Source organism: Psychrobacter sp. N25K4-3-2, assembly GCF_015351755.1.
GTDB lineage: Bacteria > Pseudomonadota > Gammaproteobacteria > Pseudomonadales > Moraxellaceae > Psychrobacter > Psychrobacter glaciei.
On record NZ_JADKLX010000001.1, the window covers coordinates 60,017 to 82,207 of the forward strand.

The 22,191-nt window shown below is 43.4% G+C and carries 18 protein-coding genes; 5 read left to right on the top strand and 13 right to left on the bottom strand.

Translation table 11 applies throughout. The annotated features are described in order from the left end of the window. Nucleotides 1-141: 141 nt before the first annotated feature. From IOD06_RS00235 to IOD06_RS00245, 3 genes are all read left to right on the top strand, one after another. Nucleotides 142-1,824 (top strand): carbon starvation protein A, encoded by a 1,683-nt coding sequence (locus tag IOD06_RS00235; protein ID WP_189582126.1) that lies wholly within the window; start codon nucleotides 142-144, stop codon nucleotides 1,822-1,824. A 115-nt stretch (nucleotides 1,825-1,939) separates the two neighbouring features. Next, nucleotides 1,940-2,233, top strand: coding sequence for a cory-CC-star protein (locus tag IOD06_RS00240; RefSeq protein WP_189582123.1), 294 nt, complete (start codon nucleotides 1,940-1,942; stop codon nucleotides 2,231-2,233). Nucleotides 2,234-2,284: 51 nt separating this feature from the next. Beyond that, nucleotides 2,285-3,310 (top strand): ArsA family ATPase, encoded by a 1,026-nt coding sequence (locus IOD06_RS00245; RefSeq protein WP_194618446.1) that lies wholly within the window; start codon nucleotides 2,285-2,287, stop codon nucleotides 3,308-3,310. Between the two features lie 25 nt (nucleotides 3,311-3,335). On the opposite strand, the gene IOD06_RS00250 is transcribed toward IOD06_RS00245, so the two are convergent. Together IOD06_RS00250 and IOD06_RS00255 are read right to left on the bottom strand one after the other, a co-directional pair. Further along, nucleotides 3,336-4,997: a DUF3482 domain-containing protein gene (locus IOD06_RS00250; RefSeq protein ID WP_194618447.1), complete on the bottom strand. Its 1,662-nt coding sequence runs from the start codon at nucleotides 4,995-4,997 to the stop codon at nucleotides 3,336-3,338. Between the two features lie 66 nt (nucleotides 4,998-5,063). Continuing rightward, complete coding sequence (locus IOD06_RS00255) at nucleotides 5,064-6,434, bottom strand: DUF2868 domain-containing protein (protein ID WP_194618448.1); 1,371 nt, start codon at nucleotides 6,432-6,434, stop codon at nucleotides 5,064-5,066. 261 nt (nucleotides 6,435-6,695) lie between these two features. Between IOD06_RS00255 and IOD06_RS00260 the strand changes: the two genes are divergently transcribed. Then, a complete protein-coding gene (locus IOD06_RS00260) occupies nucleotides 6,696-7,457 on the top strand; it encodes an SDR family oxidoreductase (protein WP_194618449.1) in 762 nt (253 codons plus the stop codon). A 140-nt stretch (nucleotides 7,458-7,597) separates the two neighbouring features. Here IOD06_RS00260 and IOD06_RS00265 read toward each other — a convergent pair whose 3' ends face one another. From IOD06_RS00265 to IOD06_RS00275, 3 genes are all read right to left on the bottom strand, one after another. Beyond that, nucleotides 7,598-9,142 carry a bifunctional 2-methylcitrate dehydratase/aconitate hydratase gene (locus IOD06_RS00265; RefSeq protein WP_194618450.1) on the bottom strand — a complete coding sequence of 515 codons (1,545 nt, stop codon included), beginning with the start codon at nucleotides 9,140-9,142 and terminating at the stop codon, nucleotides 7,598-7,600. Between the two features lie 144 nt (nucleotides 9,143-9,286). After that, a complete protein-coding gene (locus IOD06_RS00270) occupies nucleotides 9,287-9,913 on the bottom strand; it encodes a GNAT family N-acetyltransferase (protein ID WP_010200440.1) in 627 nt (208 codons plus the stop codon). Between the two features lie 72 nt (nucleotides 9,914-9,985). Further along, nucleotides 9,986-11,851, bottom strand: coding sequence for an ABC transporter ATP-binding protein (locus IOD06_RS00275; RefSeq protein ID WP_194618451.1), 1,866 nt, complete (start codon nucleotides 11,849-11,851; stop codon nucleotides 9,986-9,988). Nucleotides 11,852-11,965: 114 nt separating this feature from the next. Here IOD06_RS00275 and IOD06_RS00280 point away from each other — a divergent pair, with 114 nt between their 5' ends. Further along, nucleotides 11,966-12,430, top strand: a complete 465-nt coding sequence (locus tag IOD06_RS00280) for a DMT family transporter (protein WP_189582101.1) — start codon at nucleotides 11,966-11,968, stop codon at nucleotides 12,428-12,430. Here the strand turns inward: IOD06_RS00280 and prpF are convergent. The 8 genes from prpF to prpB all read right to left on the bottom strand — a co-directional run bounded on the left by prpF (nucleotide 12,427) and on the right by prpB (nucleotide 22,183). After that, nucleotides 12,427-13,680, bottom strand: a complete 1,254-nt coding sequence (prpF, locus tag IOD06_RS00285; RefSeq protein ID WP_194618452.1) for a 2-methylaconitate cis-trans isomerase PrpF — start codon at nucleotides 13,678-13,680, stop codon at nucleotides 12,427-12,429. The genes IOD06_RS00280 and prpF overlap by 4 nt on opposite strands. 41 nt (nucleotides 13,681-13,721) lie before the next feature. Next, nucleotides 13,722-14,942 carry a HEPN domain-containing protein gene (locus IOD06_RS00290; RefSeq protein ID WP_194618453.1) on the bottom strand — a complete coding sequence of 407 codons (1,221 nt, stop codon included), beginning with the start codon at nucleotides 14,940-14,942 and terminating at the stop codon, nucleotides 13,722-13,724. 254 nt (nucleotides 14,943-15,196) lie between these two features. Further along, nucleotides 15,197-15,523, bottom strand: a complete 327-nt coding sequence (locus tag IOD06_RS00295; protein WP_194618454.1) for a type II toxin-antitoxin system Phd/YefM family antitoxin — start codon at nucleotides 15,521-15,523, stop codon at nucleotides 15,197-15,199. A gap of 145 nt (nucleotides 15,524-15,668) precedes the next feature. Then, nucleotides 15,669-18,302, bottom strand: a complete 2,634-nt coding sequence (gene acnD / locus IOD06_RS00300; RefSeq protein WP_194619559.1) for a Fe/S-dependent 2-methylisocitrate dehydratase AcnD — start codon at nucleotides 18,300-18,302, stop codon at nucleotides 15,669-15,671. A gap of 135 nt (nucleotides 18,303-18,437) precedes the next feature. Continuing rightward, nucleotides 18,438-19,202, bottom strand: coding sequence for a hypothetical protein (locus IOD06_RS00305; RefSeq protein ID WP_194618455.1), 765 nt, complete (start codon nucleotides 19,200-19,202; stop codon nucleotides 18,438-18,440). A gap of 100 nt (nucleotides 19,203-19,302) precedes the next feature. Further along, nucleotides 19,303-20,442 carry a 2-methylcitrate synthase gene (gene prpC / locus IOD06_RS00310; RefSeq protein ID WP_189582089.1) on the bottom strand — a complete coding sequence of 380 codons (1,140 nt, stop codon included), beginning with the start codon at nucleotides 20,440-20,442 and terminating at the stop codon, nucleotides 19,303-19,305. Nucleotides 20,443-20,533: 91 nt separating this feature from the next. Further along, nucleotides 20,534-21,184, bottom strand: coding sequence for a DUF2059 domain-containing protein (locus tag IOD06_RS00315; RefSeq protein WP_194618456.1), 651 nt, complete (start codon nucleotides 21,182-21,184; stop codon nucleotides 20,534-20,536). A 105-nt stretch (nucleotides 21,185-21,289) separates the two neighbouring features. Continuing rightward, nucleotides 21,290-22,183 carry a methylisocitrate lyase gene (gene prpB / locus IOD06_RS00320; protein WP_010200405.1) on the bottom strand — a complete coding sequence of 298 codons (894 nt, stop codon included), beginning with the start codon at nucleotides 22,181-22,183 and terminating at the stop codon, nucleotides 21,290-21,292. Nucleotides 22,184-22,191 lie beyond the last annotated feature (8 nt).

The window sequence follows — 22,191 nt, forward strand, 5'->3', positions numbered from 1 at the left end:
AGTTTTACAAATTGCTAGGATTTACCTAAACGATAGGTGAGCTGAGTCAATCATCGCATACTAATTTAGCATATTTTTCATATTTTAATTCAAAAAGCTTGAACTTATAAGGCTACCGATACTTGTCTAGGGAGAGATAAGATGAATAGTGCTATTGTACTGGTATTCGCTGTGGCTGCTATGCTCTGCGGCTACGTGTTTTACTCAAAATTTATCGCCACCAAAATTTTAGCATTGGACAACAGTCGTCCAACGCCTGCACATACAATGAAAGATGGGGTAGATTATGTGCCTACCAATAAGTATGTATTGTGGGGGCATCATTTTACGTCAGTAGCAGGGGCTGCACCGATTATCGGACCTGCTATTGCTGTGATTTGGGGCTGGGTGCCTGCCATCATTTGGGTGGTATTGGGCACTATTTTTATGGCTGGTGTGCATGATATGTCGGCCATTTGGGCGAGTATGCGCAATAGAGGTCAGTCGATTGGCTCTATCGCTGGTAATGTTATGGGCACACGTGTCCGTAGCTTGATGATGGTCGTTATTTTCTTATTGTTACTAATGGTGAATGCTGTATTTGGTGTTGCTATTGCTAATATGATGATCAAAACCCCATCTGCTGTGTTACCAGTCTGGGGTGCCTTAGTGGTTGCCTTTATCATTGGACAGTGTATTTATCGCTACAAGATGAATTTGGTCTGGGTATCAATTATCGGAGTAAGTGCTCTATATGGGCTGATCTATCTTGGCCCTATGTTCCCTATTGTGTTACCTGAAACCGTCATGGGTTTACCTGATAACGCTGTCTGGATTCTTATTTTATTTGGTTATGCGGCGGTCGCCTCATTATTACCTGTCTGGATGCTGTTGCAACCACGCGATTATATCAATGGCCTGCAGCTATTTGTCGGTTTGATTCTGCTGTATGCTGCTATTTTTATTGCTACGCCAAACATTGTCGCGCCAGCTATTAATACTGCATTACCAATTGGCACGCCTTCACTGATGCCGCTATTGTTTGTCACAATTGCTTGTGGTGCGATATCAGGGTTCCATGGTTTGGTCGCGACAGGTACGACTTCTAAGCAGATTGATAAAGAAGAAGACGTCCGTTTCGTTGGTTACTTTGGCGCACTGGGCGAAGGTATGCTGGCACTGGGTGCAATTTTGGCTGCTACGGCAGGTTTTGCTACTCTTGGTGATTGGCAAGCAGTTTACCAAAAATTTGGTGACGGCTCTATTGGTGCCTTTATCGATGGCGGTGCGACCATCTTGAATGCGGGCGTCGGCATCGATATGGTGCTATCACAGACGATGCTGACGGTAATGGCTGCACTATTCGCAGGTACTACAATGGATACTGGCGTACGTTTGCAACGTTATATCTTCCAAGAAGTTGGTGAGATTTACAAGTTGCCTGTACTGAATAAAAGTGTCGTCGCAACACTATTGGCTGTCGGAAGCTGCTTGCTATTGGCATTTGGTGCCGGTGGTATCGATGGTGCTGGTGGTATGATTATCTGGCCACTATTTGGTACGACTAACCAGTTAATGGCGGCACTAACACTCATGATTGTCACTGTTATCTTGTTACGTAAAGGCAAACCAGTCTGGTATACCTTAGCACCATTATCATTTTTACTAGTTATGACCGTATTTGCACTGCTGATTCAGCTCAAAACTTTCTTTACTGATGGCAATTGGCTACTTATCATTATGGACATCATTATCTTGGTGGCCACGATTTTAGTGACATTTGAGAGTCTATCGGTATTGCGTAAAGAGTGGTCGATACACAAAGGTAAAAGCGGCGACGCTTAAACGCTAAATCATATTGAATGTCTATCTAACAAAAAACGCTAGCAGCAATTGCTGGCGTTTTTTGTATCGGATAGGCATGATGGATTATAAGTATTAAATAAAATAAGAGGTCATTATGGACGACGAAAACACACCAAATGAGCTAGAAAATACTCAACCATGGTGGCAACGGTTTGTGGCTGGATTGAATGAGTTTTACCATGCGCCTTATCGACAGACGATGGCGCGCGCTGCTCGTGATGAAGAAGATTTTTTTATGTTGCTTATGTTTGCTGAGAGCTTGGGCATTGATAACCCAGCCAGCTTTTATACACTAGAGCTACAGCCATTGTTTTTAGAAAATTTCCACGAATGGCACACGCGTATGGGGATGGATAGATGTCCATTTGACCATGTTGGTTGCTGCTAAGAATTTGTTGATTATAAAAAATAAGTATTGATTGAATAACGAGATAAAAATATGGCATTACACCCTTTACATGGATTGGTAGAGCATTTAAAGACACAACCGATTATATTTATCGGTGGGAAGGGCGGCGTGGGGAAAACCACCACTGCTGCTGCACTAGCGAGCTACTATGCAAGCCAGCAGCAAAAAACACTGATTGTTTCAACTGATCCAGCACATAGCTTGGGCGATGTACTCAATACGCGTCTAAAGAACGAAAAAACCACGATATCACCTTATCTCGATGCCATTGAACTGAATCCCGATGTTATCGTCGATGAGCATTTTTCTCAAGTTGAACGCACGATTAAATCCTATGCCAATCCAGATATGATGCCCAAAATTCGTGAGCATTTGCGACTATCAAAATCAGCACCCGGTGCGCAAGAAGCCGCCATGCTCGAATCAATGTGTCAGCATTTGGTAGCCGCTGCAGATGCTGGTTATGATCATATAATATTTGATACCGCGCCGACAGGTCATACCTTACGATTGCTGGTATTACCAGAGATGATGAGCGCATGGACAGATGGATTGCTTGCACAACAGCGACGACAGGCTAAACTGCGCTCGGTGGCGACCCATTTGGACAGTCACAATCAAAAGGGCGATCAAATAGACAGCCTCAAAAATGATGTTGCTAATCCGTTTGCCGCAAAGAAATCTGATCGCTGGGAGCAAGCAGTATCGGTGCTGGAGAAACGTAAAGAGTTGTTTAGTCAGGCGGGAGCACTGCTACATGACCGTACCCAAACGGCGATCGTATTGGTTATGACCGCTGACGTCTTGCCATTGGCTGAGACCAGACGTGCTATCGAACAGTTAGAAGACAGCAAACTCACGCCGGCAGCGATAGTCATCAATCAGCTGATAGCTCCCACGCAGTCAGATGATTTCTGGCAACGCCGTGCAGATCGGCAGCAGCAATTGATGCAAGATATTGACAAGATTTTTACTGATTATCCGCTATATCCAATTTATCTGCAGCAAACTGACGTACGCGGCACTGAAGCATTGAGTGCGCTGTTAAATGCATAGAGTACATAGATAGTTCGCTAGCAATTTATGACTCACGCTTATGTGATTGTAGCTTTCCTGAAAGTGACCATGCCATGTCCAACCGTAAACTTTGGGCAAGCTCTGCTTTACCGCTGCTGAGCGATGACCATTGCGGTTTGCCCCGTGCTTTTTTTAGCTCGCTTGGTAGCTTATTCGTTGGCCATGGTGTCACGTTATTGTCTTCTCCAGACAGATCGTTACTGTCTTTATTACTTTTGTATAATAGCTGCGTGGCATCAGTCGCAGCGTGACCACGATGGCGTAGGGCAGTGAGTAAATCTATCGCACGAGTGGCGAGCAAGGTTAGGGTAGCAGGGTCAATGTATAAGCGTTTTACCCCAGTAATCCTATCGGCAATACTGCTGGTGTTTGATAGTAACCCACCTGCAATACCACCTATTGCGGCACCCAAGCCTAACGTCGTGCCCAATGCTGCCGCATCAATACCCAATCCGAGCAGTGCACCAGCTGCCGCGCCCGATGTGGTGCGAATGCCATAGCTTTTGAGCAATTCAGGGTCAAACGGATCTTGCTGATACGCTTGTAATTCAAGCGGCGTTGCTGCCACTGCATTATCATAAAATTTATATAAATTAAGCAGATTATGCTGCATCGCGCGCTCACTTTGCCTAACGGCTTCTTGCATTTGCTGCAATACCGGCATCGGGTCGTCATCATCACTAATCTCGCGCACGAAAGCGGCAACGTTCAATAAAAAATCCGCAATGATAATGTTAGCTTCATCGTATAGCTGTGCCCAGTCTTCTGTACGTCTACGCATGAGCTGTTCAAGCATTTCTGAATGGGTGAGCATGGTCGCAAGATTTTGCCACAAGTGCATTTCATCTTCGAACTCAAAAGCGACTGAATCGAAGCGGGTAGAAATGTGCAGATTGCGTCTTGCCAGCATGGTCTGCCACTCATCAATATTGGCATTTTGGCTGTCAGTAAAATTGAACACCGGCATAACAGGTATCGCTGCCCACGATAAAATGGTCAACTCATCCTTGTATTTACCCAATACTGGCTCACGCGCATCGACGACATAAACTGCCATATCACTTGCCAGCAATTGGCGGATAACTTTGGCTTCTTGGCTATAGTCCTCATTGCTACTTAATGCATCACCACCTTGAGCGATATCAGCTGCCAAAAATTGCTGTAGACGTTCAATACCATCGCGACGACTGGCGGTATTTTCCTCCAACCAATCCATCAATCCCGATGCGTCCTCTAAACCTGGGGTGTCATATAACGCCACCAATACTTCGCCGGTCTGACTATCGGTCAGTTGGGCGCGTTCGACATGACGTGTCGTCGCGGCTTCGTTTTTGACTTCCCCAAAATACACGTCACGTAATAGGGTACGCAAAATAGAGGTCTTACCAGTATTGGTATGACCAACCACCGCCAATTTTAATGCCTCACCGCTGGCTATCGTGGTTTTCTTACTCTCGCGAGTTGTTGAATCTTCTGCTTCATAATTAGAATTAGAACTGGTATCGATGGAAGTGGCGACGTCGGCTGTATGGCTAGCACTGGTTTTATTAATATTAATAAGTTGAGTACGTGCTGTCGTTGAATTTTCTACGTTGATAGGCTCATCTTTTAAAGCCTTGTCGGCGAAGAGACCGACAGGCTCCTTCTTCGTTTTATCATTATCCATCATCTGATCCCGTATCATATTTATTAGAGTCTGGCGAAAATTTTAAAAAGTTATTATCATTTTTTATTAAGCAGTATAAGTACTAGTACTTACCAAGCCAATCTTTCGTGCTGATAGAGCCGTTTGCCATTGTTGATATCGCACATCTTGTTGCAAGGCGTCAGTAATGTCATAGTCATTATTAAGTAGCTGCACAATCAGCCCGTCTTTAGCATGAGCCGCAATTTGATCGAGCTTGCGTAGCGTGCCACGATCAGGCAGGGCTTTGCTATGAATACCGAGCAAGACTTGTACTGGATGGGTCTTTAGATACACGGTTAATCGATCCATATCATCGCGGTCATCAACGATGCCAAAATTCTCTATCTCACTATTATCATCAGTATTGGCATCCAGACCTTTTTGCCACCAGTTATCTTGCTCTGACGGATATTCCAGTAGCGCAACCAGCTTCTTGCCAGCGCTGACAGTTGCCTTTGGAGCGATAGGCGCCGCTACCTCCGTAAAATCGTCGGCATCAACCACATGACGCTGCCAAAAATTTAGGATTTTTTGATAATAAGGCAAGTTGATATCCAAACGCATTTTTTTACGACGGAACATGAAAGCACAAAACGCCCACGCTATCGCCCGTGGCACGATACCATACATCAGCAAACTACCAATTAACAAGCTTGCCCATTGCCGCGCGACAGACAATGGCATGGCATCAGTCACCAGTCGACTCTGCACGATAGCGGCATTGTCAGGTACACCAAATCCGACCATACTGGGCAGCCAGCCAAGCACTTGGGTGAGGGTAATCAGTGCCTGATCGGATAGCAGCGTCGACTCCCAACTAAAGCTATACTGGCGCACAATCAATAAGAATATAATCGCAAAGAGCATACCGGTTAAGGTGGCAAGCCATAATTGATGACTAAAACGACCCAAATACCAGCGCATGCCGCTATGCTGTAATTGACGCTCGTACAAGTCAACCGCCGCTTGGGTGACATCATCCTTACCACGAATGAGATAACTGGGGCTAACAAAACTCGCAAACCAGCTGGGCGACTGACGACCTTGGTTAAGCAAGGTCATGATTAGCCAACCAGCCAGCATAAGCGTATGAAACCCAAGCAAACAGACCAAGACATAAAAGAAATTAACGACATTGGCTTGTAGTAAGGTAAATAATCCTAAAAACCCTGAGATGCACCAGACCACACTCATGACTACCATGATGCCTTTTATGCGCCCATCAATCTTGCCTAATACTCGTGCCAGCGCGCCGTTACTATCGATACGTGAGGCGCGGCGGTGCAGTTTTTGGACGGGTTTTCCATCCTCATTTTGCAGCTTTTCCGTGATGAGTAGCGGGTCAGTGGCAAAGACATGCTGCTGCGTCTCAAGCGTGCGTACCAGCTCAGTCAATTGATCTTGTGGTGAGAGCATAAGGTGATAATATCCGTATAAAGGCGTTCATTTAGAAGACAATTTTTGATTATTGTAGCGTATATATAATGACGATTACTGCTGTTATTTTGCAGCGTCATAAACCAATGCTAACTAAATGAGCCATTATTAAGCATTTTTGTCATGGTAAAGGTGATAAAAATCAGCCAGAATGAATGATAGACAGGATAGTCATAACCATAAAGATAAGCCATACACTAGGCATGTCCTCATTTTAGAAACACAAAAAAAGGAATCGTTATGAGTACCAAAACTTATCTAATCATCGGCGGTACGGGTGGCATTGGCAAAGCCATGGTGGAGCAATTGGTAGAGAGTATGGCCAACAATAATGATGGAGACAACCTGAGCGTCTTTGCCACTTACCATAAGAGCGTTCCTAATTTTGCAGCGGACAATCTCTATTGGGTGCCCATGGACATCTGTGACGAACAGAGTATCAAACAAGCGGCGGATGTCATTGGCCAGCATACCAGCCATATTGATTGGCTTATCAATTGTGCAGGACTCCTACATACTGCGACGCAGCAACCCGAAAAATCACTACGGCAGATTGAGACGGATTTTTTCTTAATAAATATGCAGGTCAATGCCTTGGCCGGTCTGCTTATTGCTAAGCACTTTAAACCTTTATTGGCCAAATCTGAGCGTAGTAATGACAATCCTGCCGTTTTTGCCACCATTTCTGCACGAGTCGGTAGTATCAGCGATAATCAGTTGGGCGGTTGGTATAGCTATAGAATGAGCAAGGCGGCGCTCAATATGGGCATGAAAAATCTGAGTATCGAATGGTCACGGTCGCTAAAAGATGTGTGCGTGGTCGTCATGCAACCCGGAACCGTCAATACCCAATTGTCAGCGCCTTTTCAAGGCAATGTGGCTGATGGGCAATTATTCTCGCCAGCCTATAGTGCAGAATGCTTATTAGAAGTGCTAAGCCGCATGACGGCTGCGCAATCTGGCAGCTTTGTTGATTGGGCAGGGGAATCTATACCTTGGTAGCACCAAACGATTGAATATTAAAATTGATTCAATTCAATAGAAAAAAATAGGGGGTGTCATTATCATCATACTAACGACACGCCCTATTTTATTGATAAGACAAGGATAAATTAAGCGTAAATCTCTAGGTGAGAAAATGCTTAGTTCGCCATAAACAAGTCCATAAACTCATGCACGGGTGTCTGCTCCAAGCGTTTTTGATCGCTGCATAACGCAAAAATAGCCTCGCAGCGACTGTCGATAAAACGTGTCGCCAGACTGGCTCGAAACTTGGCTTCTAATACAGGCAAACCTTCTTCACGGCGACGCTTATGACCGATAGGGTATTCTACAGCGACCTTATCGGTACTCGTGCCATCTTTAAAGAACACTTGAATGGCATTGGCAATCGAACGTTTGCTTGGGTCATGATAGTCTTTTGAATACCGCGGATCTTCCTCTACCACCATCTTGCGGCGCAACTCATCAATCAATATATGATGCTGCTCATGATAATCGTCTTCATAGTTCTCTGCCATCAGATCTCCTGTGAGCAATGGCACAGCCACCATGTATTGCAAGCAATGATCCCTGTCAGCAGGATTGGCAAGCTCACCTTGTTTGGATATGATCCGAATCGCTGAATCATGGGTCGTCAAAACGATTTTTTCGATGTCATCAATTCTGTCTTCGATACGTGGGTACAAAATAACCGCCGCCTCGCATGCCGTCTGCGCATGAAACTCAGCGGGGAAGCTTATTTTAAATAAGATGTTTTCCATGACATAGCTGCCAAAATCACGCTGGAAGGTAAAGCAACGCTCGCCTTCAGGCTTGGTGGCTAAGTCTTTATTGGTGTGGCTAAACAACACATCATAGAATCCCCACTGCGGTGCGGTTAGTGCGCCGGGGATACCCATCTCACCGCGTTTGGTGATATCTACCAAGCGTACGGCACGGCTGGTCGCGTCACCTGCGGCCCAAGACTTGCGGCTCCCTGCATTGGGCGCATGACGATAGGTGCGTAGTGCTTGTCCATCGACGAGGGCTTGTGAGATAGCCGCCATGATACGCTCGCGCGGTAGGTTATAGAGCTTGGCGACGACCGCAGTTGAGGCCAATTTTACTAAGAATACGTGATCAAGACCAACGCGGTTAAAGGAATTGTCTAGCGCCAATACACCTTGGATTTCATGCGCCATAATCATCGATTCGAGCACGTCTCTCATGGTGAGCGGTGCGCGACCTTGGCTGACGTTTTGCTGACTAATATAATCTGCGACTGCCAAAATACCACCGAGATTGTCTGACGGATGTCCCCATTCAGCCGCCAGCCACGTATCGTTATAGTCTAGCCAGCGTACGATGCAGCCTATGTCAAAGGCGGCTTTGATAGGGTCGAGGCGATAATTCGTGCCGGGCACACGCGCGCCATTTGGGGTGATTTGATCGGGGCAATCGGGGCCCAAGTGCTTAGTGCATTCAGGGAAACGTAGCGCCAGTAAACCGCAGCCCAGTGTATCCATCAAACAGTAACGGGCAGTACTCCAAGCGTCATCACTGTTTTCGGAGTCTTTATCGATAGAGTAATTTAAAACATAGTCGGCGATTTTTTGAATTTCATCGTCATATTCTGGACGGACGTTGCTTTCTACTGTCGCACTACTTATATCCGGATTGGTTGTATCTGAGTTGCTATTTGACATGGTCGTCTCCTTTTCCTTGAGTGTGCTACTTCTTTAACCAATTATCTTGGTTATCCTTTTAAAGCAGTCATCATTTAAAAGTAGCATACTCAATATGGAACAACCAAATTGAATTATGTTAAGAATTAAGACGTTAGCAGCCGTTTAAATCATTAAATACAGCAGACCTAAAATAAACAAAGCGGCCATAATAAACAGCAAAAATCCCAAAATTTTGGTCGTCGTTGTCGCGGTATCCGTGCTCTCTTTTTTGACTTTGTTTTTCTTAGCAACGTATAGCACCATTTTCACATGCTCGATATTGTCCTCAAGATAATGCTCGCCTTCAGGCACAAAACCCAAAGACTCATAAAAGCTGAGTAAGTAAGCCTGTGCAGAGAGTATGATCGGGCGCTTCTTACCATACTTTTTGCGGCAGTGCGCAATGGCTTGATTCATCATCTGCCGTGCTAGGCCGTCCCCTCTATGCTCTGATAATACCAGCACTCTACCGATGGCAGGCATAGACGTATGATTGGTCTTAACCGCAGGGTCGGCGACTGATAGATTTGACTTCAGCTTATTGAATTCAGGTGGAATGATGCGGCAATAGCCAATTAGCGTTTCATTTTTATGCGCAACTAAGTGCAGACAATCAAAGTCTACCTCATCCATATCTTGATACGCACAGTTTTGTTCGACAACGAAGACCTGCGAGCGCGCTTTTAAAATATGATAAAGATCAACTGCGGTCAGCTCGTCAAAGGTTTTTATAGAAAATTCACAAGTCATAGTGGGCTAGCTTCTGGCAATAGGCGGTAAAATAATGGGCATTATAACGATTTAGGCAGGTATTAACCATTCCTAACCGTTTAGGGTCTGGCTGATCTTATCTAAGTTTAGGCTATCCGACATAGCGCTAAAGATTTCAAAGTATTTGCCACGCTGGGCATAAAGTGCTTCATGCGTACCGGTTTCAACCACGCAACCATCTTCTATCACGACCAAGTCATCAGCATCGATGATTTGGGCAATATTGTGTGAGACCATAATCACAGTGCGATCTTTTTTGATGAGATCTAGGCTTTTCTTCACTTGTTGGCTGGCAATCGCATCGAGGCTGGCGGTTGGCTCATCCAAAAACACAATTGGCGGGTCTTTTAAAAACATCCTTGCCAAGGCGATACGCTGCTGTTGACCGCCTGATAGAGATTTTGCGGTGCTCTCATAACCTTTAGATAAATTAATGATTTGCTCATGGATGGAGGCTTTTTTTGCTGCGATGATAATATCTTCATCAGTCGCATTCATATCACCATAACGGATATTTTCGCTAATCGTACCGGAAAAAATATGATTGCTTTGTAGTACCAGACCGATATTTTGACGCAATTCATGCGTATCGCAGTCGGCTAAATTATGCCCGTCTAAGCATATCATGCCAGCATCCGGCGCGTAAAATTTTACCAATAAGCTAATAATCGTACTCTTGCCAGCACCACTTAAGCCCACCAGTGCAGTGATACGATTTGGCTTGATAGTAAAGCTGACATCTTTTAGTGCTTGTGTACCATTAGGATAGGTAAAATCAACGTTCTTTAGCTCAATGTGACCTTTTAAATCTTTACTAATTCTACCAGTGATATTTTCAACTTGCTCGTCATCTTCTAATATCTCAAAAAAACCTTCGGCATAGGTCAGGGCATTATTAATCTGATCATAGATGCGATGCAATTGACGGATAGGGGCCGCGACGTTTTGGAACAGCATGACATGAAACAAAATCATGCCAATCGTCATCTCACCTTGTAACACAAAATAAGCCGTGAGAAGAATGATAACCACCACACCAATCTGCTCGATAAAGGTCTTTATCGCATCATAAATAAAACCGATACTGCGAATACGCAGCTGATTATCTGTCATCTCTTTTTGAATGGTTAAATGCTTCTCCGCCTCAATAGATTCGCGGACAAAGGATTTCACTACGCTGATAGAGTTAATCAGCGAGATAACTAAACCACTCTTAGCTTCTCTATAGCCACGCATCTGCCGACGGAAGCCTTGCAGACGCCGCGCTTGTTTTTGACTGATGAAAAAGTAAATGGGAATGATAATAAGACCGACTAAGCCTATCCAAAAATTGGTCGAAAACATGATAATGAGTGAGACGATCGCACTGGCAAACAGCGGCAGCATATCGATAAAGAAGTTTTGCACTAAACTGGTTAAGCTACTGACCCCATAATCAATACGCGTTTGCAATTTGCCGCTGTCGTTTTCGCTACTGGTATAAAACGCCATGCGATAAGTAAGAATGCGCTCAATGATTTTTTGGGACAAGTCGCGAGACAAGTTAATACGAATTTTTTCGCCAAAAAAGCGCTGACCAAAAGAGATAAATATCGACAGTATCTCTTTGGTCAAAAGCACCGCACTAATAATCCCTAGCATCCGAAGACCAGCCTGCCATGGATCAGCAAGCGTGGCAATTTCGGTCAAGGTATCGACGGTATAACGCAGTACAAAAGCGTTGACCTGAGCGGTAAACGAGCCAAGCACTGTTAATATTAAAGTGGCAATAATTAAGGTTTTGTAAGGCGCGGCAAATACTGCCAGTTTTTTTAAAATATCCCACAGCAATGCCCTCCGTTCAGTTTTCTTGATCGGAGGTTTCTTGTCTAGTGGCTTATCTAGTGACACGCGGCTCGGTTGGGGAGAATTTGGCATGAACGCTTAACTCATAGGTATTAATATTTAACTAAATCGTATTTATATTAAATTTTTGAAATAAAGTTTAGTATTATATAGAGAGATTTTTTATTTCATTTTGGTGGATACCGTTTGAAAATCCTTCCTTACGTCTTAATCAGCCTTTTAGGTGGTGCTATTGTTCCGCTGCAACTGGCCATCGTCAATGCTTTTCGAGAAAGTACACAAGCCTCTCAAATACAATCTACCTTTTATTTATACTTAGGAGGTGCATTAGCTTCTTTAGTGCTGTCGTATATAATGAGTGGAGGTATCAAGCCGCCAATGATCGAAAACGCGACGTGGTGGATGTGGTTGCCGGGATTTTTGGGCAGTTTTTATATCTTATTCATGTTTATTGCCGCGCCAAAGATAGGCGCAGGTAATACACTGCTTTGGGTGTTTCTTGGGCAAATGTATTTTGCCCTGATACTAAGCCAAACTGGATTGTTTGGCTTAGAGGTTAAAGCGATAGATATCTATAAAATCGCTGGTTTAGCCTTAGTTACTATAGGTGGGATGTTAATGATATATGGTGAGACGAGAGTTAACGCTTAAAAAGCATCCGCTGGCACAAAGACCTCACCAACCATAATACGCCGCGCCGAACGACTCATCGATACCTTTTTGGCTTGCCAGCGTCCATCAACCAGTTCAGTTTTTCCGCCGACAAGCAATGTACCTGATGGATGACCAAAACGCACTTCATTAAGCTGCTTTTCAGATTGACCTTCACCAGCTGCCGCTTGATTGACGAGCGTGCCTTGTGTGGTTGCCGCGGCAGCAATAGCAACTGCTGCTGTACCCATCATGGCATGATGCAATTGCCCCATACTCATGGCACGTACGACTAAATCAATATCGCTTGCATCGACCGATTTACCACTAGAGGCCGTATAACTTTGTGCTGCGCCCACCCAAGCGACTTTAGGAATGTGTTGGCTGGTCTGCGCCTCGCTCACATCTTTAAACAATCCCATTGCCACGCCGCCTGTGGCACGGATTTTCTCCAGCTTGGCAAGTAGCTCACCGTCACTGTTGATATCACCTTGCAATTCAGTACCGGTAAAGCCCAAATCTTTCGCTTTCATAAAGATGGTTGGGATACCTGCGCTAATAAAGGTGGCTTTGACACTATCAGCACCTAGACCGCAGCCAGTTACATCGAAGTCATCGACCAAGTTGCCAGTAGGGAACATATCGCTGGTGGCATCTACAGGATCGATAAACTCAATTTTGACTTCAGCCGCTGGAAAGGTTACACCGTCTAATTCAAAATCGCCCGTCTCTTGAACCTGTACTTTGTCATTTGCATCTTTATAGACTGGGACATGGGCAATAATTGTTTTTCCAATATTTTCTTGCCAAATGCGTACTTCACAAATACCGCTATCTGCATATTCATCGATGCTGTTAGTAATCTTGTCAGCATCAACTAGACCCATATTAATGGCACAGGCACCAACGGCCGCGGTTAAGTTGCCACAGTTACCCGCCCAGTCAATCATAGGCTTAGCGATATTGACTTGTCCGAACAGATAATTTACATCATGGTTAGTATCATCCGCTGGCGACAAGATAACCGTTTTTGACGTACTAGAGCTACCATTGCCTAAGCCATCGATTTGCTTGCCGTAAGGATCTGGGCTGCCGATGACACGTAGCAGAAACTTATCACGTGACTCGCCAGCGACTTGGCAGCGTTCGGGTAAATCAGTTAGTTTAAAGAAAGTGCCTTTTGAGGTTCCGCCACGCATATAGGTGGCAGGGATGGATATTTGTGGGATATTAATCAAAGAGTGTGGCATGGTAGAAGTATCTCAGTAATAAGAAAATTGACTAAATATTTTTAATCGTATTTTTTCAAGCTATAAATTAGATCATCTAACTTATTCAAATGATCTTTTAAAATTTCTTTGTCTATTGCCATCAACCCAGATCTATGTACTAACATATTTCTAAAGCTATGTATTTCGTATATACACTCTCTCTCTTCCATAGTTATGATATTCTTATGCTTTGAAAGAAAATCAGCCTGCATTCTGATATTGCTTTTATTTGTTTCATGTTTTCTATACACATCATTTTCTTCTGATATGTTTTCGCATTTACCCTTTACTATGTCTGATAGTATGTTATATCTACTTAAAAACTCGAAAGACTCTTCATTTGCAGAGCCTGTTAGGTTCTCAGCTAGCTGATCTCTTTCTTCATCATCTAGTTCCAAATTATCAATACTATTTAGGGCTTCTTCTATAGCTTTTATTATTTCATCACTCTTGGATTTAAGTTCTTCAAACTCAGACTTGTTTATACCTCTACAGTGTGCAATTTTATTTCTTAAATCATAAAGTCTTTCCCATCTTGTTTCTATATACTCTGAACTAACATCAACTCTATTTTCAAAATACTTTTCCCAATTATTATATGGTATAAAATTTTCTAAATCAATTTTTCGAATAATATGATCGTCCGACTCTTTTTTTAAAGATTCAATATATTTTTTTGGGTCTTTCTGAGTATAGTCAGTGAACAAAAATTTAGATAACTGTATAAAGTCTACTTCTAGTAATATATTTTGATCGTTGTTGTTATTTTTACTTCTTATAGACTCTTTGACACTTGAAGGTGTTGTTGATTTACTCCAATCATATCCTATACTTATTGCCATAAATTTAGAAATTAACTTCCTCATAATATTTTCTATATTAAATATTATTGGGTATGCATTTTTGCAATAAAATTCTCCAACTCCATCATATAAAACTATCACTTGTCTACCGCTACATGTGCTACATATCTTTCTAATATTCTTTAATAATTTATCATATTCTTCTATGTGGAGGTTTTCGTCTTCATATTTTTTTTCTAAACATAAGTTGTAATATACTGAGTTATCAGGAAGATTGCCGCTTGTAATTGTATAATCGAATTTAATATCGTTATACGATAATTTATTATCGTTAACTATTTTAATGCCTTTTATTAGTTGTAATAATTTTTTAAAGTCACTTATGTCTGAACAAACTTCTTGTTTAATATCAAATGTTATTAGATATTCATTTTTCATAGCGCTTTTCTCATATACTTTATTAGCAATAATTAAATTTAAAAATAGTAAGAATTAGTATAAATAATTTAGTAATAATACCGATAAGCAATAATCGTTAAATACGTGCAATCGATACATCTTGACCAAAATCCCGATAAATTTTCTTTTAGGGGTTCAGATTTGTCAGTATAGATAGTCTTTCCAAGCAGCCTCTGTCCATGCTAGTTGCTCACTTATTATTATATTCTTTGGACTGATTAAAGCCTTTGAGTTCAAATATTCTCAATGTCGTCATTCGTATGTTCATTGTCATCGCTGCGACCATCACTTTTATCACTGCCTTCTGCCATATCAATTAGCTCACGCGTAACGACCTTACCAGCTCTATATTGGGTAATAGATTTCGCTAACTGCGCCGCATTGGCAGGAGATTTTAATAAATAGACGGTTTCCATCAAGGCGTTATAATGAGCAAGCGACATCACAACTGCATCATTATCATTGTGACGACCTATAATGATCGGGCCATCATTATAATTTACAGTATCTAAGACAGTTTCAAAGTCTTTGTTAGCTTTAGAAAAGCTGATACGTTTCATAGAATTTCTCTTAGTAATAACCTCTATCAAGTATCATATAAATATCCATTACTATCAACGAGAAAACCGACGTCATATAAGGTTATACAACATCGGCGACTTCTATACTTTTCTATTTATCATTCTAAAAACCTACAAGAGACTCTTAAACAATATCTAGCGTACCCTCGATAAACTCTTTAGCAAAGCGCTGTAGCATACCGCCAGCATTATACATTTTGACTTCATCAGCCGTATCTAAACGGCAGATAATAGGTGTCTCAGTAGTGCTGCCATCAGTACGATGAATAACTAGTGTCATCAGCCCGCCAGCAGAGACTTCGCCCGTGACATCAAAGGTTTCTGAACCACTAATATTTAGCGTATGACGATTGGTGCCTTCTTCGAACTGTAGAGGTAGCGCGCCCATGCCAACTAAGTTTTGACGATGAATACGCTCAAAGTCCTCAGCAACGACGGCTTCTACGCCAGCGAGACGCACGCCTTTGGCAGCCCAGTCACGGCTTGAGCCTTGACCATAGCCATCACCTGCGATGATGATGAGCGGCTGCTCTCGGTTCATATAGGTTTCAATCGCTTCCCACATACGCATGACTTGACCTTCTGGCTCGACGCGCGCCAGTGAGCCTTGGATGACTTCACCGCTGTCGTCGAGTACCATCTCGTTCAATAGCTTAGGATTGGCAAAGGTGGCACGCTGGGCGGTTAAATGATCGCCGCGATGGGTCGCATAAGAGTTATAGTCTTCAGCAGGCAGACCCATGGTATCAAGATATTCACCAGCAGCTGAATCACCCAAAATAGCATTCGATGGTGACATATGGTCGGTCGTGATATTGTCGCCCAATACTGCCAACGGACGCATACCTTTTAATTTGTTCATCGCTGCCATTTTGCCTTCCCAATACGGCGGACGGCGGATATAAGTGGTCATCTCGCGCCAGTTGTATAATGGGCTTAAAGCCTTGCCAGTGTCTTTTTTGGCCTCATCAAACATCGGGATATAGACAGCATTGAACTGTTCAGGCTTCACAGCTTCTGCCACTATAGCATCCACTTCATCATCGTCGAACCAGATGTCTTTTAGGTAAACCTCATTGCCGTTTTGGTCTTGGCCTAATGAGTCTTTTTCAATATCAAAGCGAATATTACCCGCGATAGCATAAGCGATAACCAGTGGTGGTGATGCTAAGAAGGCTTGCTTGGCATAAGGATGGATACGACCATCAAAGTTACGATTGCCTGATAAAACTGCGGTGGTGAATAGATCGTTATCGATGATTTCTTTTTCGATATCAGGATCAAGCGCGCCACTCATACCATTACAGGTGGTACAAGCAAAGCCAACCACATCAAAGCCTATTTGCTGCATCTCAGACATGAGACCAGCTTCTTCTAAGTACATCTTGACGGTTTTAGAGCCGGGCGCTAACGATGATTTTACCCAAGGCTTACGTAATAAGCCTTTTGCATTGGCATTACGGGCGACGAGGCCTGCGGCAACCATATTGCGAGGGTTAGAGGTGTTGGTACAGCTGGTAATGGCAGCAATGATAACCGCGCCATCTGGCATCAGACCGTCTTTTGGTTCAGGTAGTTTTTCGTCAGCGCCATGAGCAATGCCTTTGGCAACCAAATCCGTGGTCGATACCCGTGCATGTGGACGCGAAGGGCCAGCCAGATTACGTACGACTGCTGACAAGTCAAACTCAAGGACGCGCGCGTATTCGGCGTTTTCCATGCCATCAGCCCATAGGCCAGTTTGCTTAGCATACTGCTCGACTAGTTTGATTTGCGCTTCACTACGACCCGTTAGACGCAGATAATCGATGGTTTGCTCATCGATATAGAACATCGCTGCGGTCGCGCCATATTCAGGGGTCATATTAGAGATAGAGGCGCGATCACCAACGGTTAGCTGGCGTGCGCCATCACCGAAAAATTCAATATAAGTAGAGACCACGCCTTCGTTGCGTAGGAACTCAGCCATGGCGAGGACTAAATCAGTACCAGTAACGCCTTTTTGCAGTTTGCCAGTTAATTTTACGCCAACAAAATCAGGCAGGCGCATATATGATGGATTCCCCAGCATGACGCTCTCGGCTTCTAGACCGCCAACACCGATTGAGATCACACCTAAGGCATCAACCATAGGCGTATGGCTATCCGTACCAACAAGCGTGTCAGCAAAGGCCACTTCACGACCGTCTTTGCCTTTTACGACTTGTACCACTGGCGACATTTTTTCAAGGTTAATTTGATGCATGATGCCGTTACCAGGCGGTACGACGTTGACGTTATCAAAGGCATATTCACACCAGTTGATAAAGTGAAAACGGTCATCGTTACGGCGTTCTTCGATAGCACGGTTTTTCTCAAAGGCGTCTTCTTCAAAGCCTGCATGTTCAACAGCAAGTGAATGATCAACGATGAGCTGAGTAGGAACGATAGGATTAACTTTCGATGGGTCACCGCCTTGCTCAGCGATGGCATCACGCAAGCCTGCCAAATCAACAAAAGCGGTCTGACCCAAGATATCATGACAGACGACGCGAGCCGGATACCAAGGAAAATCAAGGTCTTGCTTACCCTGAATATGCTGGGTCAATGCGGCAGTTAAGTCTTCAGGTGGGCAACGACGAACCAAGTTTTCACACAGTACTTTGGATGAGTACGGTAGTTTGTCATATGCGCCCACTTCGATATTCTCAACGGCTTCACGGGTATCAAAGTAATAAAGATCAGTATCGGGTAGTGGCTTTTTGAATTGCTCATTCATGGGTTGTACTAGGGCGTTGTCCATAAGTCACCTTTGGCGGTTGGCTGGTTAATTTAGGTTGAAATTTTTTTAGCAAAATCATTGCTATGCCGTTGTTATCGCTAATGTTGTCATTAGTAGTGCTGGCAGGCTTTGCTAAAAAAACGGTATAAATTTGCAAGGAAAATAAAGGTAAGAATAAGAAAATTCTACAGAATTAATGAGTCCACTCTCAATATTCATATTAGTAAAACTTTTAGGTCTGTAAATAGGTTTCTCATCCTTACTATGTACTGGTAAGCTTTCGTAAAGACCTATATCTGATAACCTTGGAACTTCATTAGATGGAACCAAACTCAATAGAATGTTTGCACCTCGTAGTCCAAAAAGAAATAATCCAATTTCGTCATTCATAGTCATTGGCATTATCAATTGTTCAGCTGCATCGTTAGGAATACTTTCTTTATTTACCAAAAAATACATTCCCATTTTGTGCGCAAAAGGTTCTTTGCCTAAGGTAAGTGCAACAGCATAAGGGGATGGATATCCTTTTACCGAATCAGAAAACCCCATTCCAATATGAAATTCACAATCAATACTTAAATTTATCGCAGTTTTTAATAACCATCGCTCAAATAATATCCCGTTGATTGGTCTTTCTGTTTTTCCTTTTCCAAAGCAATTAATTGCATATTTTGCTTCTGAATCTAAAACTGAAAAATCATTGTTATGCTTTTTACATAAAATCTTACGAGTAAGTGAGTTGATTCCAACTTTTTTGAGATTTTTACACCAATCAAATCCTTCTACAAAAACTATTCCATCAGGAAATAGAGATTTTGAAATCAAATGTTCAGCTGTAAGTTCACCTTCACAGTCACCAAAACATGCAGCCCAGCACTTATTTTTATTATTTTCCATAATTTTTTCCAAAAAATAACCAAGACGAGCAATATTAAATAAGGAAAACCGCTCGCCTTGGCAAAATAACAAAAAGTCTTTAACTTTTTATATTTGTAATCTAACGCGCACTCATATCTGGTACAGAACGCAACTCTTCACCAGTATATTCGGCACTTGGGCGAATAATACGGTTATTCGCACGCTGCTCAAATACATGAGATGCCCAGCCTGTCAAGCGTGAACAAACAAAGATAGGTGTGAATAGTTTGGTTGGAATACCCATGAAATGATAGGCAGACGCATGGAAAAAGTCCGCATTACAGAACAGCTTCTTCTCGCGCCACATCACCTCCTCACAGCGTACTGATACGGGGTACAGCACCTCATCACCAACGTCAGCAGCCAGTTTTTCCGCCCAACCTTTAATCACGACATTGCGTGGATCTGACTCACTATAGATGGCATGACCAAAGCCCATGATTTTATCTTTACGAGCCAGCATTCCCATCATCTCTTCTTCGGCTTCATCAGGTGAGCTAAAGCCTTCAATCATATCCATTGCGGCTTCGTTGGCACCGCCATGTAAAGGACCACGTAAAGTGCCAATTGCACCAGTAATACAAGAATGGATATCAGATAGGGTAGAGGCACAGACGCGCGCAGTAAAGGTTGAAGCGTTAAACTCATGCTCAGCGTATAAAATAAGCGAAACGTTCATTACTTTGGTATGTAGCTCGTTTGGTTTCTCACCTTTTAGTAGATGTAAGAAATGTCCACCGATGGTTTCATCATCGGTCTCGGTTTCGATACGTACGTTGTCATGTGTGAAGCGATACCAATAGTTAATGATGGATGGGAAAACAGCAAGCATACGATCAGCTTGGTCGTTTTCTTCGTCGAAACTCATTTCAGTCTCAAGGTTACCGAGCATAGAGCAGCCAGTACGCAAGACATCCATTGGATGCGCGTCGGCTGGGATACGCTCAAGCACGTCTTTTAGCGGCTGTGATAGACCACGTAGACCTTTTAACTTGGTTTGATACGCATCAAGCTCACTTTGGGTTGGCAGGTTGCCATAAAGCAATAGATAGGCGACTTCTTCAAAGATGCATTTGTCTGCCAATTCTGACACATCGTAACCGCGATACGTCAAGCCTGAGCCTGATTTGCCAACGGTAGATAAAGCGGTCTTGCCAGCGACTTGACCGCGTAGTCCTGCGCCTGACAATACTTTTGTTGATGGATTCTGTGCTGCCATGATTAAATTCCTTTTGTGGGTAGCTTTTTTGAATTGAAAAGGGAGTATTTCTTACCGTTAATTTATGACTTACTATATCGCTGACTGACAGCTACGTAGGCTGTTCAGGTTGTGTATCATCTAAATCGACATTGCAACGCTCAAACTCAGCTTCAATAGGCACATTCAATACTTCCATCGCGCTGCCTGCGCCTTCTGCATTGTTAATTTTCATGTACTTGACGCCAAGCGGTGATTCCATAAAGGTTTGGATTTCAGTCATTTCTTCTGGGGTAGGGTCAGCCATTGGCGTTGCAACTTCTTCACCATTCATGACGCGCAATTGCTCATTGCCAAAAGCAATCAACTTTTCCCCTACCTCTGAGGTATAAAAATTATCCAACTCTTTTAACTCAGCATCAGTGAACTGACTTTTATAGAAGCTATCGACTTCGGCTTTGCCCAAGTCTTTGTCACGCGATTCAAGGCAGCTTACTTGCTCTGCACTGAGCGCACCGCTAGTGATAATCGGGGCGAACAACAGACTGTTGACGGTATCTAACGTAATTGTCGTCATCACAAGATCATCTTGACTGGCTGGCTGTGCAGCAGACGTATCGGCAACAGCAACGTCACTTGCATTACTGGTCGTGTCATCAGCGGTTTCTGGTGTTTTATCACAGCCTGTTGTGAATAACAAAGCGGCAAGCGTGCTGCTAAGTATTGAAGCTTTTACAACAGAATTAGAATTAAAAAATGACATAAATAACCTAAAATTAAATAAAGACGAATTTCATAGAGATAAAAACACCCAAAGGTGATTTATCTCTACGGCGTTGCCAGGTGCTAACTAGTTGTCAGGTGCTAACTACTTATTATCAGCGAACAAGTTATCTAGCGTTTGCTCAAATTCATGATAATTCAAGAAATCATACAGCTCCATGCGGGTTTGCATGGTATCCACAACTTTGTCTTGGGTGCCATCATTCAATAGATGCTGATAAACGTTTAATGCCGCTTTGTTCATCGCGCGAAAAGCTGATAGCGGATACAGCACCATATCAACACCGACAGCATATAATTGCTCCGTAGTATATAGATCCGTCTGACCGAACTCTGTCATGTTCGCTAGTACTGGGATATCAAGCACATCAGTAAACTTACGATACATCTCGATATCGGTTAAGGCTTCAGCAAAGATCATGTCCGCGCCCGCTTCTTGAAAGGCAACGGCGCGCTCAACGGCTGCATCAAGCCCTTCAACAGATAAGGCATCAGTACGAGCCATGATGACAAAGTCCTTATCCGTTCTGGCATCAAGAGCGGCTTTTAAGCGGTCAACCATTTCTGAGATGCTAACGATTTCTTTATTTGGGCGATGACCGCAGCGCTTTTGAGCGACTTGATCTTCGATATGTACCGCTGCCACGCCTGCTTTTTCCATTTTTCTGATGGTTTGGGCGATATTGAATGCGCCACCAAAGCCAGTATCAATATCGACAAGCAGCGGCGTATCAACCGCATCCGTAATACGGCGGGCATCTTCTAAGACATTATCAAGGCTAGTCATACCCAAATCAGGTAAGCCGAATGAGGCATTGGCCACGCCAGCCCCAGAGAGATATAAAGCCTGATGACCGACCTGCGTCGCCATCATTGCTGTATAGGCGTTAATCGCGCCAGCGATCTGTAGTGGTTGATTGTTATCATTTTTTTGTTTCATTGCACTGCGGAAGCGCGCGCCAGCCGATGGTGAGGTCATGTCGTAGT

Coding starts and splice junctions, on each gene's coding strand:
- IOD06_RS00290 (WP_194618453.1), bottom strand. CDS start 14,942: ATGAAAAATGAATATCTAATAACATTTGATATTAAACAAGAAGTTTGT.
- IOD06_RS00250 (WP_194618447.1), bottom strand. CDS start 4,997: ATGGATAATGATAAAACGAAGAAGGAGCCTGTCGGTCTCTTCGCCGAC.
- IOD06_RS00305 (WP_194618455.1), bottom strand. CDS start 19,202: ATGGAAAATAATAAAAATAAGTGCTGGGCTGCATGTTTTGGTGACTGT.
- acnD (WP_194619559.1), bottom strand. CDS start 18,302: ATGAATGAGCAATTCAAAAAGCCACTACCCGATACTGATCTTTATTAC.
- IOD06_RS00295 (WP_194618454.1), bottom strand. CDS start 15,523: ATGAAACGTATCAGCTTTTCTAAAGCTAACAAAGACTTTGAAACTGTC.
- prpB (WP_010200405.1), bottom strand. CDS start 22,183: ATGACCTCACCATCGGCTGGCGCGCGCTTCCGCAGTGCAATGAAACAA.
- prpF (WP_194618452.1), bottom strand. CDS start 13,680: ATGCCACACTCTTTGATTAATATCCCACAAATATCCATCCCTGCCACC.
- IOD06_RS00255 (WP_194618448.1), bottom strand. CDS start 6,434: ATGCTCTCACCACAAGATCAATTGACTGAGCTGGTACGCACGCTTGAG.
- IOD06_RS00235 (WP_189582126.1), top strand. CDS start 142: ATGAATAGTGCTATTGTACTGGTATTCGCTGTGGCTGCTATGCTCTGC.
- IOD06_RS00270 (WP_010200440.1), bottom strand. CDS start 9,913: ATGACTTGTGAATTTTCTATAAAAACCTTTGACGAGCTGACCGCAGTT.
- IOD06_RS00275 (WP_194618451.1), bottom strand. CDS start 11,851: ATGCCAAATTCTCCCCAACCGAGCCGCGTGTCACTAGATAAGCCACTA.
- IOD06_RS00240 (WP_189582123.1), top strand. CDS start 1,940: ATGGACGACGAAAACACACCAAATGAGCTAGAAAATACTCAACCATGG.
- IOD06_RS00260 (WP_194618449.1), top strand. CDS start 6,696: ATGAGTACCAAAACTTATCTAATCATCGGCGGTACGGGTGGCATTGGC.
- IOD06_RS00265 (WP_194618450.1), bottom strand. CDS start 9,142: ATGTCAAATAGCAACTCAGATACAACCAATCCGGATATAAGTAGTGCG.
- IOD06_RS00315 (WP_194618456.1), bottom strand. CDS start 21,184: ATGTCATTTTTTAATTCTAATTCTGTTGTAAAAGCTTCAATACTTAGC.
- IOD06_RS00245 (WP_194618446.1), top strand. CDS start 2,285: ATGGCATTACACCCTTTACATGGATTGGTAGAGCATTTAAAGACACAA.
- prpC (WP_189582089.1), bottom strand. CDS start 20,442: ATGGCAGCACAGAATCCATCAACAAAAGTATTGTCAGGCGCAGGACTA.